This window comes from Streptomyces sp. NPDC057445 (genome assembly GCF_042802855.1).
Lineage (GTDB): Bacteria > Actinomycetota > Actinomycetes > Streptomycetales > Streptomycetaceae > Streptomyces.
In genome coordinates this window covers 126,366-142,522 of record NZ_JBHVDH010000010.1, presented here as the reverse complement: position 1 = coordinate 142,522, position 16,157 = coordinate 126,366, and the positions used below count along the sequence as shown (strand labels likewise).

The following is a 16,157-nucleotide window of genomic DNA, read 5'->3' as shown; positions in this document are numbered from 1 at the left end:
TCTGGCGTGTACTGCTAAGTGTCTCACCCGGGCGGCTGCGGCACGGTCCACGCCAATACGGCGGCCGACGTCCCTGCCCGTCTGGAGGCCCTGGGCACCGCCGCGGGTCTCGACCGGGCAGCTCTGCACAGCCAGTTGGCCGCCGCTCTGTCGGTGCTGGTCCATCTCGTGCGGGACAGGGACGGGCGGCGCCGGATCGCGGAGGTGCGGGTGCTGGAACGGGAGGCGGCGGGGCTGGTGGCGACCGTTCCGGCGCTCCGGTGGGGCACGGCGGGTTTCTCGCGGGAGCGGGGCTGGGAGCGGCTGCGGTCACTGATCGGGGGTGCGTGGTGACAACGACGGCCATGTGTGCGGCGCTCTGTGCGGGGACAGCGGCGTGGATGTCGGCCGGTGGGGACCGGGCGGCCCGGCGGGCCGGACTGGTGCTCGCGGGCGCGGGTGCCTCGAGGCCGGCGCCCTGGTGGGACTGGGAGCGCGGTCGGCGTGCGGTGCGGCGGCTGCGCAGGGAGTGGCTGTGCGTCCCGGCGGCGTTGCTGCTCGCCGTCCTGGGTGGGTCGGTGCTGCCGCTGGCTCTTGGTGGGTTTGCGGTGCCGCTGGTGGGGCGGCGGTTGCGGGCGGCGGAACGGAAGCGCGCCAGGGAGCGCAGGGCCGACAAGGTGATCGTGCTCTGCGGCGCGATCGCCGGCGAGCTGCGGGCCGGGCGTCAGCCCGGGCAGGCGCTCCTGACCGCCGGGCGGGCCACAGGGGCGCTGGGCGGGGCCGAGGCCGCGGTGCTTGCGGCGGCTCGGTTCGGCGGAGATGTCCCCGCGGAGTTGCGACGGGCGGCCCGTGAGCCGGGTGCGGCCGGACTGTCAGGGCTCGCGGCCTGCTGGCTGGTGTCGGTGGACGGCGGGGCCGGGCTGGCCTCGGGCCTTGACCGGCTGGAAGCCGCGCTTCGCGCCGAACGGGACCAACAAGAAGGGCTACGTGCCCAGTTGGCCGGGGCGTGGTCGACGGTCGTGGTGCTGGCCCTGCTGCCGGTGGTGGGGCTGGCTCTCGGGTGGGCGCTGGGAGCCGAACCGCTGCGAGTGCTGCTGCACACCCCGGTAGGGGCCGGATGCCTACTGGCGGGCGGGCTGCTGGAGGCCGCCGGAGTGTGCTGGGCGGCGCGGATCGTGCGGGCCGGGGAGCGGCCATGAACGGTGAGCTCGTCCACAGGCTGGGGACAGTCCCTGCGGCGGCCGTCGTGGTGTGGCTGGGCTTCATGGAGGGCCGGCGGCGCGAGCGCCGGGCACGCAGACGGATCACGGCCCTGCTGGCACGTGAGCGGGGGCGGCGTCGCAGCAGGGTGCCCGAGTTCGCGGCGCGGGTCCGGCAGTGGGTGCTTCCGTCGGGCGCTGTGCTGGTCGGCTTCGTCCTTGCGGGTGGGGTGACGGGATGCCTGCTGGGGGCTGCCGGGGCGTACGGGCTCCGGCGGTGGCAGCGAGGGCGCAAGCGGGACATGGCCGGGGCAAAGGACCCGTCCCCGGATCAACTTCCCCTCGCTGCCGATCTGCTGGCGGCCTGTCTCGCGGCCGGGGCCGGTCCGCGCGAGGCGGCCGGAGCCGTGGGTGAGTCGCTGGGTGGGCCGGTCGGCGAGCGGCTGGCGAGGACCGCGGCAGAACTGCGGCTCGGCAGCGAACCGGCCCAGGCATGGGGGAGATTCGGGCGGATACCGGGCGCGGCAGGGCTGGCCCGCTGTCTGGAGCGGGCGGGCTCATCGGGAGCGCCGGCAGCGGAGCCGGTGGCGCGGCTGGCCGTCGGCCTCCGGGCGGAGCGAACCAGGAGCGCGGCGGCGCGGGCCCAGCGTGCCCAGGTCTTGATCACGGCGCCGGTGGGGCTCTGCTTCCTGCCCGCGTTCCTGGCGATCGGGGTGGCTCCGGTGGTGATCGGCCTGGCGCGCGGGCTGCTGAGCGGCAACTGAGGTGACGGCGGAGGTGAGGGGCTGAAGCGGCAGACGAAGTGATGGCTGAGCCGACGACGTGGACGAAGCGGACCGACGTGAGCAACAGGCGACAAGCGACAACTGAAGCATCAACCAGAGGGAGTTGTGATGAGGTTTGTGGTTCGGGTGAAGGAATGGGTAGGGCGGGCTCTGGCCGGCGCCGCGACGCGGGTCCGGCCGGCCGGGGCGCGGGCGCGCACCGATGCGGGGATGACCACGTCGGAGTACGCGATGGGCACGATCGCGGCGTGTGCCTTCGCCGCGGTTCTCTACAAGGTGGTCACGAGCGGGACGGTCTCCAAAGCGCTGGAGTCGGTGATCGGGAAGGCGCTCGATGCGCAGTTCTGACCCCGTGGTCGAGGCCCGGGGCAGGCCGGCGTCCCCGAACGACCGGGGCTACGTGACGGCGGAGGCGGCTGTGGCCGTTCCGGCCCTGGTGGTGTTCGCGATGGCGCTTCTGTGGGCTCTGATGGCGGCGTCCGCGCAGATCCAGTGTGTGGACGCCGCCAGGGCAGGGGCCCGGGCTGCCGCCAGGTCGGAGCCGGAGGCCGCCGCGCTCGCCGCCGCCCGATCGGCCGCCCCGCGCGACGCCAGGGTGTCGCTGGGGCGGGACGGCGACCTCTGGCGGGTACGCGTCGAGGCTCCGACACCGGGTCCGGCAGCGCTGGCGCTGACCCTGACCGCGCAGGCCGTGGCGGTCGCGGAGGACACCGTGGGAAGGGACACGCCGTGAGGGCGGGCCGTGACCGGGGATCGGCGACCGTGTGGGTGGCTGTGGCGGCATGCGCCATGTGTGCGGTCTTCGCGGCGGTGCTTGCTCTGGGGCAGGCGGTCGTCGCCCGCCACCGCGCGGGCGCCGCAGCCGATCTGGCGGCGCTCGCCGCGGCGGACCGGGCACTGGACGGTGCGGGGCCTGCGTGTGACGCGGCGGCGCGGGTCGCCCGTGCCCAGGGTGCGGTTGTGGTCGTGTGCGCGGTGGAGGGTGAGATCGCCGATGTGACGGCTGCGGCGGCACTCGGACCGTATGCGCCGGAGGTCAGATCCCGCGCGGGTCCTCCGGATGGCCCAGTGACCCCTGGGGAAATTCAGGGACCGTATCCCGGGGAGTCTCAGGGGCCTCAGGAGCCGCTGGGTCAGGCGGTGGCGTCGTCCGGGAGGACTCGGGGGCATCCGGCCTCTGGGAGGCCTGCTCCGGGCCTGGGGCAGGCTCCGATTCCGCGGTGGGCTCCAGGGCCTGGCCGGGTTCCGGGGCCTGGCTGAGGAGGACCGTCAGCAGCCGGACGGCCGCGCGCTTGTGCAGCGGTTCGTTGCCGTTGCCGCACTTGGGCGACTGGATGCACGACGGGCAGCCGGCCTCGCACTCGCACGAGGCGATGGCTTCACGGGTCGCGGTCAGCCACTCATGCGCGGTGTGGAAGGCCCGCTCGGCGAAGCCGGCGCCGCCTGGGTGCCCGTCGTAGACGAAGACGGTCGGCAGCAGGGTGTCCGGGTGCAGCGGGACGGAGACCCCGCCGATGTCCCAGCGGTCGCAGGTGGCGAAGAGCGGGAGCATCCCGATGGAAGCGTGCTCGGCGGCGTGCAGGGCTCCGCCCAGTTGCTCCGGATTCACCCGTGCGGCCTCCAGCTGGTCCTCGGTGACCGTCCACCAGACGGCCCTGGTGCGCAGGGTGCGCGGAGGCAGGTCGAGCTTTGTCTCGCCCAGCACCTCTCCGGTGATCAGCCTGCGGCGGAGGAAGGAGACGACCTGGTTGGTGACCTCGACCGACCCGTAGCAGAGGCGCCCGGCCCCCCAGGGGATCTCGGTGTCGGTGTCCAGGACGGAGATGGAGGTGGTGTCGCGCGCGGTGGTGGAGTACGTCGGGTTCGCCTCCTCGACGAGGGCGACCGAATCGTCCAGGTTCAGCTGCTTCACCAGGTACGTACGGCCCTGGTGGAGATGAACGGCCCCGTCGTGGACGGCGGCGTGCGAGGCGGGCTCGTCGACCGTCCCGAGCAGCCGTCCGGTGGCGGCCTCGACGATCTGCACCGGGCGGCCTCCCTCGCCCCGGATGTCGGTCAGATCGGCCGCCCGCTCGCGGCGGGTCCAGTACCAGCCGGCGGTACGCCTGCGCAGCAGCCCGGCGCTCTCGAGCTGTGGCAGGAGCTCCGGCACGGCCGGACCGAAGAGGGCGAGGTCGTCCTCCGTGAGGGGCAGCTCCGCGGCGGCCGCACAGAGGTGCGGGGCGAGGACGTAGGGGTTGTCGGGGTCGAGGACGGTGGACTCGACAGGCTGCTGGAACAGCGCCTCGGGATGGTGCACGAGGAACGTGTCCAGCGGGTCGTCCCTGGCGACCAGGACGGCGAGGGCGCCCTGCCCGGAGCGTCCGGCCCGCCCCGCCTGCTGCCAGAGGGAGGCCCGGGTGCCCGGGTAGCCGGCGATGACGACCGCGTCCAGGCCCGACACGTCCACCCCCAGCTCCAGGGCCGTGGTGGCGGCCAGCCCGAGCAGTTCGCCGGAGTGCAGCGCACGCTCCAGTGCGCGGCGCTCCTCGGGCAGGTACCCGCCGCGGTAGGCGGCGACCCTGCGGGCGAGGGAGCGGTCGACCTCGGCGAGGCGTTCCTGGGCGATGACGGAGATCAGCTCGGCGCCGCGCCGGGAGCGTACGAACGCGACGGTACGGACGCCCTGGACGGCCAGATCGGTGAGGAGGTCGGCGGTCTCGGCGGTGGCGGTCCGGCGCACCGGGGCGCCCTTCTCGCCGTGGAGGTCGGTGAGCGGTGGCTCCCAGAGGGCGAAGACGAGCTCACCGCGGGGCGAGGCGTCGTCGGAGACCTCGGTGACGGGCAGACCGGTGAGGCGGCCGGCGGCGACGGCCGGGTCCGCGGCGGTGGCAGAGGCGAGGAGGAAGACGGGGTTCGCTCCGTAGCGGGCACACACCCGGCGGAGACGACGCAGGACCTGGGCGACATGGGATCCGAAGACGCCCCGGTAGGTGTGGCACTCGTCGATGACGACATAGCGCAGCGAGCGCAGGAAGGAGGACCAGCGGGGGTGTGAGGGGAGTATTCCGCGGTGGAGCATGTCCGGATTGGTGAGCACGTAGTTCGCGTACTGGCGGACCCATTCGCGCTCCTCGACAGGCGTGTCCCCGTCGTACACGGCCGGTCGCACACGGTTGCCCAGCGGGGCGGCGAGCTCCTTGACGGCGCGTTGCTGGTCGGCGGCGAGGGCCTTGGTCGGGGCGAGATAGAGGGCCGTGGTGCCGCGTCCGTTGGCGGCCTCGGCACCGTCCAGGAGCGTGCTGAGCACCGGCGCGAGATAGGCCAGGGACTTGCCGGAGGCGGTGCCGGTGGCGATCACGACCGACTCGCCGTCCAGGGCGTGCTCGGCGGCGGCTGCCTGGTGGGTCCAGGGATGCTCGATGCCCGCCTGCTGGATGGCGTTGATCACTTCTGTGCGGATGCGATGGGGCCAGACTGCATGGCGGCCCGGCCTGGGGGGCAAGTGCTCCGTATGAGTGATGCGCGCAGCCCGGTTCGCCCCCGCGGTGAGCCGGTCGAGGACCGTACCGGGGGAGGGGCGGGTTTCCCCGCTCTCGGGAGGTCGTCTGGAACGGTGATTCTTGGCCATCGGCACCGAGTGTGTCACCGGCGTGACGGACAATGGTCCCAAGGCGTCGTGCATGGCTGCTGGTAAGTGATTGAATGCCATCGCGGCTGGCGATGCGCCCCCTGGCTCCGTCGGGGAGACCCGAGGGGCGACCGCTCGATAGCAAGGTGCTGGAGGATCCGTGGACCTGTCCCTGTCGACTCGCAATGTGTCCGGCCCTGGTGGCGACCGTACGGTCGTCGAGGTCGGTGGCGAGATTGATGTGTATACCGCGCCCAAGCTGCGCGAGCAGTTGGTCGAGCTGGTGAACGACGGCAACTACCACCTGGTTGTCGACATGGAGGGTGTGGACTTCCTCGACTCGACCGGCCTCGGCGTGCTTGTGGGCGGTCTCAAGCGTGTGCGTGCGCACGAAGGATCGCTGCGCCTGGTCTGCAACCAGGAGCGAATTCTCAAGATCTTCCGGATCACCGGTCTGACCAAGGTGTTCCCGATCCACACGACGGTCGAGGAGGCCGTCGCGGCTACGGACTGAGCCGTCCGGTGGGCTCCGGACCCCAGCGGTCCGGAGCTTCCGGGGTGCTTCGGGACGCCCGGAGACCGGTGGAGGAAGATACAGGGGTTCCCGGGCGCCGTCCCGGGCCCTTGAGATGCACGCTCGCACGCTCGTACGTCCGAGGGGGACCGTATGGCCACCGTTGAACTGCGCTTCAGTGCCCAGCCCGAGCACGTCAGGACGGCCCGTCTCGTGGCCGCTGCCGTGGCGCGGCGGGCCGGGGTCGACGAGGCCGTGCTGGACGAAGTCAGGCTCGCCGTGGGCGAGGCGTGCAGCCGGGCGGTCGGGCTGCACCGCAGCAATCACATCACCGCCCCCGTAAAGGTCGTGCTGACCGAGGAGGAGAAGACCTTCTCGATCGAGGTCGTCGACGCGGTGCCCGCTGCAGGCGGCGGCGCCGACAGCGTGGCCGGGTCCGGGGTGGCCGGCGCGGGTTCCGGTTCCGCGGAGGGCGCAGAGGACACCGACGGTGACGGTGAGGACCAGATGGGCCTCGCGGTGATCAGCGGGCTCGTGGACGACGTCGAGGTGACGTCGGGGGACGGCGGCGGCGTCATCCGGATGAGCTGGCCCATCAATCCGGCCACGATCGTGCAATGACCGGTTGACGTCGTGTCGTCGGACGTTTGACCCGGCGGGCACCGCCGCACCGACGCCGTGGCGCTTGTCCGCTTATGTGAGAGGCCCTGCTGAGCAGGGCCTTTTTCCATTTCCTGGACCGTCGAGCCGGCGTCAATGCTTTTGCCCCATTACCGCTTTCGGTTGGAATCTTGGAACGCGATCTTTCTCTGAGGAGCAGGCGAAGGTCAATTCCGTTTGTCGCGCTCTGTTTTGATCAGGTTCCGCTCCCTACAATCCGTCCACATCTTGAGCTCTGAACGTCAAGGAGGACGAATGGCGGGGCTTTTCAACCCACACCTGTCCGATCAACCGACTTCTCTTGCCGCCGCAGTACTGACGGACGACAACCGGATGATCGTTATTGTCATCGCGGCCGTCGCGCTGGCGGCGCTGGTCGTCGCCCAGTTGCTGGTGCGCCAGGTACTGGCGGCCGGTGAAGGTACAGATTCCATGAAGAAGATCGCGACTGCCATCCAGGAAGGCGCAAATGCCTATCTGGCCCGGCAGTTGCGCACGCTCGGCATCTTCGCCGTCGTGGTGTTCTTCCTGTTGATGTTGTTGCCGGCCGACAACTGGTCCCAGCGTGGCGGACGTTCGCTGTTCTTCCTGGTGGGTGCGCTGTTCTCGGCGGCCACCGGATACATCGGCATGCGTCTTGCCGTACGGGCCAATGTGCGTGTGGCCGCGGCCGCACGCGAGGCCACTCCGGCGGAAGGCGAGCCGGAGAAGGATCTGACGGCCGTCTCGCACAAAGCCATGAAGATCGCTTTCCGCACGGGCGGCGTGGTCGGCATGTTCACGGTGGGCCTCGGCCTGCTCGGTGCTTCCTGCGTGGTCCTCGTCTATGCCGCGGACGCCCCCAAGGTCCTCGAGGGCTTCGGTCTCGGCGCCGCGCTGATCGCGATGTTCATGCGTGTAGGCGGCGGCATCTTCACCAAGGCCGCGGACGTCGGCGCCGACCTCGTCGGCAAGGTCGAGCAGGGCATCCCCGAGGACGACCCGCGCAACGCCGCCACGATCGCCGACAACGTCGGTGACAACGTCGGCGACTGCGCGGGCATGGCCGCCGACCTCTTCGAGTCGTACGCCGTCACGCTCGTCGCCGCCCTCATCCTCGGCAAGGCCGCCTTCGGTGATCTGGGTCTGGCCTTCCCGCTGATCGTCCCGGCGATCGGCGTGGTCACCGCGATGATCGGTATCTTCGCGGTCGCCCCGCGGCGCGCCGACCGCAGCGGGATGACCGCCATCAACCGAGGGTTCTTCATCTCCGCGGTGATCTCGCTCGCCCTGGTGGCCGTGGCCGTGTTCGCCTATCTTCCGTCGTCGTACGCGGCGCTGGACGGTGTCAGCGAGGCCGCGATCCTCAACCACGACGGCGACCCGCGCATCCTCGCGCTCGTGGCCGTCGCCATCGGCATCGTGCTGGCCGCCCTGATCCAGCAGCTGACGGGATACTTCACCGAGACGAACCGTCGGCCCGTCCGCGACATCGGCAAGTCGTCGCTGACCGGCCCGGCCACCGTCGTGCTCGCCGGTATTGCCATCGGCCTCGAATCGGCCGTCTACACCGCGCTGTTGATCGGTCTCGGTGTGTACGGGGCGTTCCTGCTCGGTGGCACGTCGATCATGCTGGCGCTGTTCGCGGTGGCGCTGGCCGGTACCGGGCTGCTCACCACCGTCGGTGTCATCGTCGCCATGGACACCTTCGGTCCGGTCTCCGACAACGCCCAGGGCATCGCCGAGATGTCGGGCGACGTCACAGGCGCCGGCGCGCAGGTGCTCACCGACCTCGACGCCGTCGGCAACACCACCAAGGCGATCACCAAGGGCATCGCCATCGCGACCGCCGTTCTCGCCGCGGCCGCGCTCTTCGGCTCGTACCGCGACGCGATCGCCACCTCTGTCGCGGAGGTGGGCACCAGGGCCGCGGACATGAACCTGAGTCTGGACATCTCGCAGCCCAACAACCTGGTGGGCCTGGTCCTCGGCGCCGCGGTCGTGTTCCTCTTCTCCGGCCTGGCGATCAACGCGGTCTCCCGGTCGGCCGGTTCGGTGGTCTACGAGGTGCGGCGGCAGTTCCGCGAGCACCCCGGGATCATGGACTACACCGAGAAGCCGGAGTACGGGCGGGTCGTCGACATCTGCACCAAGGACGCGCTGCGCGAACTGGCCACGCCCGGCCTGCTCGCCGTGCTGGCGCCGATCGCGGTCGGCTTCACCTTCGGTGTCGGCGCTCTGGGCTCGTATCTCGCGGGGGCGATCGCCACCGGCACGCTCATGGCCGTCTTCCTCGCCAACTCCGGGGGCGCGTGGGACAACGCCAAGAAACTGGTCGAGGACGGCCACCACGGCGGAAAGGGCAGCGAAGCCCATGCCGCGACCGTCATCGGCGACACGGTGGGCGACCCGTTCAAGGACACCGCAGGCCCTGCGATCAACCCGCTGCTCAAGGTGATGAACCTGGTGGCACTGCTGATCGCGCCCGCCGTCGTGCAGTTCAGCTACGGCGACGACGCCAACGCCGGCGTACGGGCCGTGGTCGCGGCGGTCGCGATCCTGGTCATCGTCGGCGCCGTGTATGTGTCGAAGCGGCGTTCCGTCGCCGTAAGTGACGAAGACAACGCCGCGGAGCGCTCGGCGAAGTCACCGGACCCGGCGGTCGTTTCCTAGGAAGGCCTGAGGTCCGAAGCGAAGCACCTGCTCAAGGCACGGGCGGACGGCGCGGATTGACGCGGCGTCCGCCCGTTCGCGCATCCGTGCGCGGCCTCGGCGGAAGGGCTGGTGAGAGCCTTCTCTCTCTTGGTGCAAATGGCTGCAAAGAACTACATACCGGACGTCTGTCATGCGATTGTCGTCCACTTGGCGTGTATGTTCCGGGGCCGAGAGCCTTGGAAGGGACCGATCCGGTGAAGGTGAAGAAGAAGCTTGCGGCCGCACTGTCCGGCGGCACGGTACTGGTGCTCGCCCTGTCGGGCTGCACCAGCGACGACAGTGGCGACAAGGTGGGTGCCTGGGCCAAGACGGTCTGCGACCAGGCGCAGCCGCAGATCCAGAAGAGGGCCGACGCCCAGCAGGCGATCATCTCGACCGCCGCGGACGGCAAGCCGGCCGATATCCAGGCGGCCGACTCGAAGGCCTTCCAGGACATCGCCACCGCCAACAAGGCGCTGGCCAAGGCGGTGCAGGATGCCGGTACGCCGCCCGTCGACAACGGCAAGTCGCTGCAGCAGGACGCCGTCAAGGAGCTCAACGCCACCGCCGGCGCCTACCTCGAGCTGAAGAAGCAGGTCGACGCGCTCGAGCCCAAGAACCAGCAGAAGTTCGCCGACGGGCTGCAGGACGTCGCCGACGGCCTGGCGAAGATCGAGAAGATGGACCAGGACGCACTGTCCAAGCTGCAGTCCGGCGAGCTGGGCCAGGCGATGGCGAAGCAGCCCAGCTGCCAGAAGGTCAAGCCGTCGGTGACGGCCACCGCGAACCCGGGCCCGGGCGCCTCGAAGCCCGCGGCCAAGCCGTCGAACGCCGCCGGACCGTCCAAGTCCGCCGGTACGCCGAAGTCCTCCGGCGAGTAGTCCACACAGACCGTCGCACGTCACCCGGGCCCCGAGCGCCCGGGTGACGTCGCCCGGGTGACTTCCCCCGCGTGACTTCGCCGGGGTGACCTCGCGCGTCGCCCCGGCGGCCCCTCTGCGCGCGGCAGGGGCGCCCGCGGTATCCCACGGGGGAGAATGGGCGCGTGAGTACGACCAGCCTTGCCGCAGGCATCCCCGCTCCCGACCAGACCGCCCGGCTGCGCGCCGCCCTGCTCGCCGCCGAGTTCACCGCCGACGGACTGCTCGACCTGCTCGGCGCGCCCGCGTACGCGGCCCTCGCCCGCAGCGAAACCGTGCCCGCGCTGCGCGCCACCCGCGGGGACTCCGCGCTGGAGACGCTCGTACGGCTGTTCCTTCTGCAGCGGTCGGTTCCTCACGACCGTGCCCGTGCCGCGCTGCCACTGGACGAGGCGCTCGCCGACGGCTGGCTGGCCAAGGACGGCGACGACGTACGTGCCACCGTGGACATCCGCCCGTACGGCGGCCCCGAAGGCCAGGACTGGTTCATCGTCTCCGATCTGGGCTGCGCCGTCGGGGGAGCCGGCGGCGCGCGCGGTCAGGGCGGCCAGGCGGACGCGGCCATGGTGCTCGGCGTCGGCGGTGCCTCCACCACGCTCGCCGGAATCACGGTCAGGTCGCCGGTGTCCTCCGCCCTCGACCTGGGCACGGGATCCGGCATCCAGGCCCTGCACGCCACCAGGCACGCCACCCGTGTCACGGCCACCGACCTGAACCCGCGGGCGCTGGCCTTCACCCGGCTCACCCTCGCGCTGTCCGGTGCGCCGGAGGCCGATCTGCGGGAGGGTTCCCTGTTCGAGCCGGTCGGGTCGGAGACGTACGACCTGATCGTGTCCAATCCTCCCTTCGTCATCTCTCCCGGCGCCCGGCTGACCTACAGGGACGGCGGGATGGGCGGGGACGATCTGTGCCGCGCGCTCGTTCAGCAGGCGGGAGAGCGGCTGAACGAAGGGGGGTTCGCGCAGTTCCTCGCCAACTGGCAGCACGTGGAGGGTGAGGAATGGCAGGAGCGGGTGCGCTCCTGGGTGCCGCGCGGCTGCGACGCCTGGATCGTGCAGCGTGAGGTGCAGGACGTGACGCAGTACGCCGAGCTGTGGCTGAGGGACAGCGGTGACCACCGCACCGCCCCCGAGGACTACGCCGCGCGGTACGACGCATGGCTGGACGAGTTCGAGGCGCGCGGGGTCAAGGCGGTCGGCTTCGGCTGGATCACGCTCCGGAAGTCCGGCGCGGAGCAGCCGTCGATCGTCGTGGAGGAGTGGCCGCACCCCGTCGAGCAGCCTCTCGGCGAGACCGTACGGGCGCACTTCGAGCGGCAGGACTATCTGCGGACGCTCGACGACGCGGCGCTGCTCACCGAAGCCTTCGTGCTTGCCCCGGAGGTCGTGCAGGAACAGGTCGGTCTGCCGGGCGCGGAGGACCCCGAGCATGTCGTGCTGCGCCAGAACCGTGGCATGCGCCGTGCCACCAAGGTCGACCACATCGGCGCGGGCTTCGCCGGGGTCTGTGACGGCACGCTCAGCGCGGGGCGGATCCTCGATGCCATCGCCCAGCTCGTCGGCGAGGATCCCGTCCTGTTGCGTGACCGTACGCCGCAGGCGATCAGGCTGCTGGTGGAGGAAGGCTTTCTGGAGCCGGTGCCGGCCGGCGGGTGATCGCTCCGGCGGATGGCGCGGCTGACGGCTGACGGCGGCGGACGGACAACGGCCTGCCGACGGCTGACGGCGGCGGACGGACAACGGCCTGCCGGCGGATGACGGCGATCGGCGGGCCGCGGACCGTCCCGGGCGACGGCGGATCGCAGACGGGTCGCCGACGGTCCCAGGCGGTCCGGACGGTCGCGGGCGGCCGGATGGGCACCCGGCGGTATCCGGTCGGCTTCCGGCCGGGCCACGGTCCGGCACCGGCGGCGAGGTCCGCTCGGCTCTTCGTCCGCTCTCGCCCCTCCTTCTTCGCCTCTCCTTCTCGCCTTCCCGCTCCGCGTCCCTCCTTCCGCTTCCCGCACTTTCTCGTTCCGTTTGCGCCGGGCTCACGGATGCTCGCGGACGGCGAGGGCCCGCTCGCCGGGCCCCGGCGGGGGCTGCCCGTGTGAATCCGGCCACCGTTCGTACCGTGGGAACACGGTGGTCCGCCACGGAGCACGCCGGACCACAGCCGCCGACCGCCACATGCGATGTGCGGCGGATCACTCCGCTGCCGGCCGCCGGGCGACAGCGCATCGCCAGCGGTCGGAGTCGGCCCCTCCGGTTCCGTTCCGTCACGGCCACGGCCGGCGCCGCCCGGGTGAACCCTCACCTCGTTCACCCGGAATTCGTGCGGAGGACGCCCCGAGGTGCCAGCCTCGGCCCCGGGGGCGTCCCGGGTTCTGACCGAGGAGTGGGAGACGCGCATGGAGAGCGGGCCGGCGATCTTCGCGGGGACGGCATTCGCGCTGTTCGGAGCCGTACTGCTGGTGTGGACGGGCGGACGTGTCCTGCATCGCGCACCGGTCGCCGACGGAGTGAATCCCGCCACCGCCGCCGTCCTCACCACGATCTTCGGCGCCGCTTTCCTCGTCGCCGGCGTCTGGTGCTTCAGCCTCGTCTGAGCCACATCCGGGCCACGCCCCTCACGGCGCGCCCTGACACCCGGCGTGGCAGTCCGGGCGGCAGGAATGCCTGGAGTCGGGTTACCGTTCGAGTGGCCGTTGCGAGCTTTTGCCGTTTGACACGGGGGCGGGTTGTACCGTCACACTCCGCAGCGACAGCAGTGGCAGTACGGCCCGTACGCCGTACGCCGTGCGCGTACGTGCCCACCGAGCGTCGACCGGAGAGAAGAGCGAAGTTGTCCCCGACCAGCGAGACCGCACAGGGCGGCCGCCGACTCGTGATCGTCGAGTCGCCTGCCAAGGCGAAGACGATCAAGGGCTATCTGGGCCCCGGCTATGTCGTCGAGGCGAGCGTCGGGCACATCCGCGACCTCCCGAACGGGGCCGCCGAGGTCCCCGAGAAGTACACCGGAGAGGTCCGTCGCCTCGGCGTGGACGTCGAGCATGACTTCCAGCCGATCTATGTCGTCAATGCCGACAAGAAGGCGCAGGTCAGAAAGCTCAAGGAGCAGCTCGCCGAATCCGACGAGCTCTACCTCGCCACCGATGAGGACCGCGAGGGCGAGGCCATCGCCTGGCACCTCCTCGAAGTCCTCAAGCCCAAGGTCCCCGTCCACCGGATGGTCTTCCACGAGATCACCAAGGACGCGATCCGCGAGGCGGTGGCCAACCCGCGCGAGCTCAACAAGCGCATGGTCGACGCCCAGGAGACCCGCCGCATCCTCGACCGCCTCTACGGCTACGAGGTCTCGCCGGTGCTGTGGAAGAAGGTCATGCCGCGGCTGTCGGCCGGGCGTGTCCAGTCCGTGGCGACCCGCCTCGTCGTCGAGCGCGAGCGCGAGCGCATCGCCTTCCGCTCCGCCGAGTACTGGGATCTGACCGGCACGTTCTCCACCGGCCGGGCCGGTGACGCCTCCGACCCCGCCGCCTTCACCGCCCGCCTGACCACGGTCGACGGACAGCGCGTCGCGCAGGGCCGTGACTTCGGTCCCGACGGGCGGCTGAAGTCCGGGCAGGTGCTCCACCTCGACGAGGCGAACGCGCTCGCGCTCAAGGCCGCGCTGGAGAACGCCGCGTTCTCGGTCCGGTCGGTCGAGTCGAAGCCGTACCGCCGCTCGCCGTACGCCCCGTTCCGTACGACGACCCTCCAGCAGGAGGCCTCGCGCAAGCTCGGCTTCGGGGCGAAGGCCACGATGCAGATCGCGCAGAAGCTGTACGAGAACGGCTTCATCACCTACATGCGTACGGACTCGACCACGCTGTCCGACACCGCCGTCAGCGCCGCCCGGGCGCAGGTCACGCAGCTGTACGGTGCCGACTACCTGCCGGAGAAGCCGCGCACGTACGCCGGGAAGGTCAAGAACGCGCAGGAGGCGCACGAGGCGATCCGTCCCTCGGGCGACCGCTTCCGCACCCCGGCCGAGACCGGACTGACAGGCGACCAGTTCCGCCTCTACGAGCTGATCTGGAAGCGGACCGTCGCCTCCCAGATGAAGGACGCGGTCGGCAACTCCGTCACCGTCAAGATCGGCGGCCGTGGCTCCGACGGACGTGACGCCGAGTTCTCCGCGTCCGGCAAGACGATCACCTTCCACGGCTTCATGAAGGCGTACGTCGAGGGCGCGGACGACCCGAACGCCGAGCTTGACGACCGCGAGCGCCGCCTGCCGCAGGTCACCGAGGGCGACCGCCTCGCCGCCGAGGAGATCACGGCGGACGGCCATGCGACCAAGCCGCCGGCCCGCTACACCGAGGCCACCCTGGTCAAGGAGCTTGAGGAGCGCGAGATCGGCCGCCCGTCGACCTATGCGTCGATCATCGGCACGATCCTCGACCGCGGCTATGTCTTCAAGAAGGGCACGGCCCTCGTGCCGTCCTTCCTCTCCTTCGCCGTGGTCAATCTGCTCGAGAAGCACTTCGGCCGCCTCGTCGACTACGACTTCACCGCCAGGATGGAGGACGACCTCGACCGCATCGCGCGGGGCGAGGCCCAGGCGGTGCCGTGGCTCAAGCGTTTCTACTTCGGCGCGACGGTGCCTGGCAGCGGTTTCGCCGCGCGCGGTGAGGGCGCCGCGGCCGAGGCCGGGAACGGCGACGGCGACCCCCTCGGTGGTCTCAAGGAGCTCGTCACCGACCTCGGCGCGATCGACGCCCGCGAGATCTCGTCCTTCCCGGTCGGCAACGACATCGTGCTGCGCGTCGGCCGCTACGGCCCGTACGTGGAGCGCGGCGAGAAGGAGTCCGAGGGCCACCAGCGCGCCGACGTCCCCGCGGACCTCCCGCCCGACGAGCTGACCGTCGAGCTCGCGGAAGAGCTGCTGGCCAAGCCGAGCGGCGACTTCGAGCTGGGCGCGGACCCGGTCACCGGTCACCAGATCGTCGCGAAGGACGGCCGCTACGGCCCGTACGTCACCGAGATCCTGCCCGAGGGCACGCCCAAGACCGGCAAGAACGCGGTGAAGCCGCGGACCGCCTCCCTCTTCAAGTCGATGTCCCTCGACACCGTGACCCTTGAGGACGCGCTCAGGCTGATGTCGCTTCCGCGCGTCGTCGGCAAGGACCCCGAGGGCGTCGAGATCACCGCGCAGAACGGCCGCTACGGTCCGTATCTGAAGAAGGGCACGGACTCGCGCTCCCTGGAGAGCGAGGAGCAGCTCTTCACCATCACGCTGGAAGAAGCGCTGGCGATCTACGCCCAGCCGAAGCAGCGCGGGCGGGCCGCGGCCAAGCCCCCGCTGAAGGAGCTCGGCACGGACCCGGTGAGTGAGCGTCCGGTCGTGGTGAAGGACGGCCGCTTCGGCCCGTACGTCACCGACGGCGAGACCAACGCGACCCTGCGCAGCGACGACAGCGTCGAGACGATCACGCCCGAGCGCGGCTACGAGCTGCTCGCCGAGAAGCGCGCCAAGGGGCCGGCGAAGAAGACCGCCAAGAAGGCCCCCGCGAAGAAGGCGGCGGCCAAGAAGACCGCGGCGAAGAAGACGACGACGGCCAAGAAGACCGCCGCGAAGAAGACGACTGCCAAGACGACGACTGCCAAGACGACGGCGGCGAAGACGACGGCGGCGAAGACGACGGCGGCGAAGACGACGGCGGCGAAGACCGCCACGAAGAAGACGGCAGCCGCGAAGTCGTCCGCCGCGGACGAGTAGCCGCAGGGACAGCAGCAGGCGGGAAGGCGCAGGAGAAGGGGCGACCGGTGTGTGGCCCCTTCCCCGCCGGCCCGCAGC

Annotated in this window: 12 protein-coding genes and 2 pseudogenes; 13 read left to right on the top strand and 1 reads right to left on the bottom strand. The window is 71.1% G+C overall.

The annotated features are described in order from the left end of the window. Positions 1-24 precede the first annotated feature (24 nt). From ACFU5O_RS22215 to ACFU5O_RS22190, 6 genes and pseudogenes are all read left to right on the top strand, one after another. A pseudogene (locus tag ACFU5O_RS22215) lies at positions 25-333 on the top strand (ATPase, T2SS/T4P/T4SS family); the annotation flags it as partial. Positions 334-344: 11 nt separating this feature from the next. Beyond that, positions 345-1,178 carry a type II secretion system F family protein gene (locus ACFU5O_RS22210; RefSeq protein WP_384243069.1) on the top strand — a complete coding sequence of 278 codons (834 nt, stop codon included), beginning with the start codon at positions 345-347 and terminating at the stop codon, positions 1,176-1,178. Next, positions 1,175-1,942 (top strand): type II secretion system F family protein, encoded by a 768-nt coding sequence (locus ACFU5O_RS22205; RefSeq protein ID WP_384243067.1) that lies wholly within the window; start codon positions 1,175-1,177, stop codon positions 1,940-1,942. The genes ACFU5O_RS22210 and ACFU5O_RS22205 overlap by 4 nt, the downstream gene beginning before the upstream one ends. 129 nt (positions 1,943-2,071) lie before the next feature. Then, positions 2,072-2,311, top strand: coding sequence for a DUF4244 domain-containing protein (locus ACFU5O_RS22200; protein ID WP_384243065.1), 240 nt, complete (start codon positions 2,072-2,074; stop codon positions 2,309-2,311). Further along, positions 2,298-2,696 carry a TadE family type IV pilus minor pilin gene (locus ACFU5O_RS22195; RefSeq protein WP_384243063.1) on the top strand — a complete coding sequence of 133 codons (399 nt, stop codon included), beginning with the start codon at positions 2,298-2,300 and terminating at the stop codon, positions 2,694-2,696. Before ACFU5O_RS22200 ends, ACFU5O_RS22195 begins: the two co-directional genes overlap by 14 nt. A 56-nt stretch (positions 2,697-2,752) precedes the next feature. Then, a pseudogene (locus tag ACFU5O_RS22190) lies at positions 2,753-2,959 on the top strand (Rv3654c family TadE-like protein); the annotation flags it as partial. Between the two features lie 40 nt (positions 2,960-2,999). On the opposite strand, the gene ACFU5O_RS22185 reads toward ACFU5O_RS22190, so the two are convergent. Further along, positions 3,000-5,654, bottom strand: coding sequence for a DEAD/DEAH box helicase (locus ACFU5O_RS22185; RefSeq protein WP_384243060.1), 2,655 nt, complete (start codon positions 5,652-5,654; stop codon positions 3,000-3,002). A gap of 79 nt (positions 5,655-5,733) precedes the next feature. Between ACFU5O_RS22185 and ACFU5O_RS22180 the strand changes: the two genes are divergently transcribed. From ACFU5O_RS22180 to topA, 7 genes are all read left to right on the top strand, one after another. Continuing rightward, positions 5,734-6,087, top strand: coding sequence for an STAS domain-containing protein (locus ACFU5O_RS22180; protein WP_215097290.1), 354 nt, complete (start codon positions 5,734-5,736; stop codon positions 6,085-6,087). A gap of 153 nt (positions 6,088-6,240) precedes the next feature. After that, positions 6,241-6,708 (top strand): ATP-binding protein, encoded by a 468-nt coding sequence (locus ACFU5O_RS22175; protein WP_384243058.1) that lies wholly within the window; start codon positions 6,241-6,243, stop codon positions 6,706-6,708. Between the two features lie 294 nt (positions 6,709-7,002). Beyond that, complete coding sequence (locus ACFU5O_RS22170; RefSeq protein ID WP_384243056.1) at positions 7,003-9,399, top strand: sodium-translocating pyrophosphatase; 2,397 nt, start codon at positions 7,003-7,005, stop codon at positions 9,397-9,399. Positions 9,400-9,641: 242 nt separating this feature from the next. After that, entirely contained in the window at positions 9,642-10,301 is a 660-nt protein-coding gene (locus ACFU5O_RS22165; protein WP_384243262.1) for a small secreted protein, read from the top strand. Positions 10,302-10,465: 164 nt separating this feature from the next. After that, positions 10,466-11,995, top strand: a complete 1,530-nt coding sequence (locus tag ACFU5O_RS22160) for a methyltransferase (protein WP_384243054.1) — start codon at positions 10,466-10,468, stop codon at positions 11,993-11,995. Positions 11,996-12,729: 734 nt separating this feature from the next. Beyond that, entirely contained in the window at positions 12,730-12,927 is a 198-nt protein-coding gene (locus ACFU5O_RS22155; protein ID WP_384243260.1) for a hypothetical protein, read from the top strand. 236 nt (positions 12,928-13,163) lie between these two features. Further along, positions 13,164-16,079: a type I DNA topoisomerase gene (gene topA, locus ACFU5O_RS22150; protein WP_384243052.1), complete on the top strand. Its 2,916-nt coding sequence runs from the start codon at positions 13,164-13,166 to the stop codon at positions 16,077-16,079. Positions 16,080-16,157 lie beyond the last annotated feature (78 nt).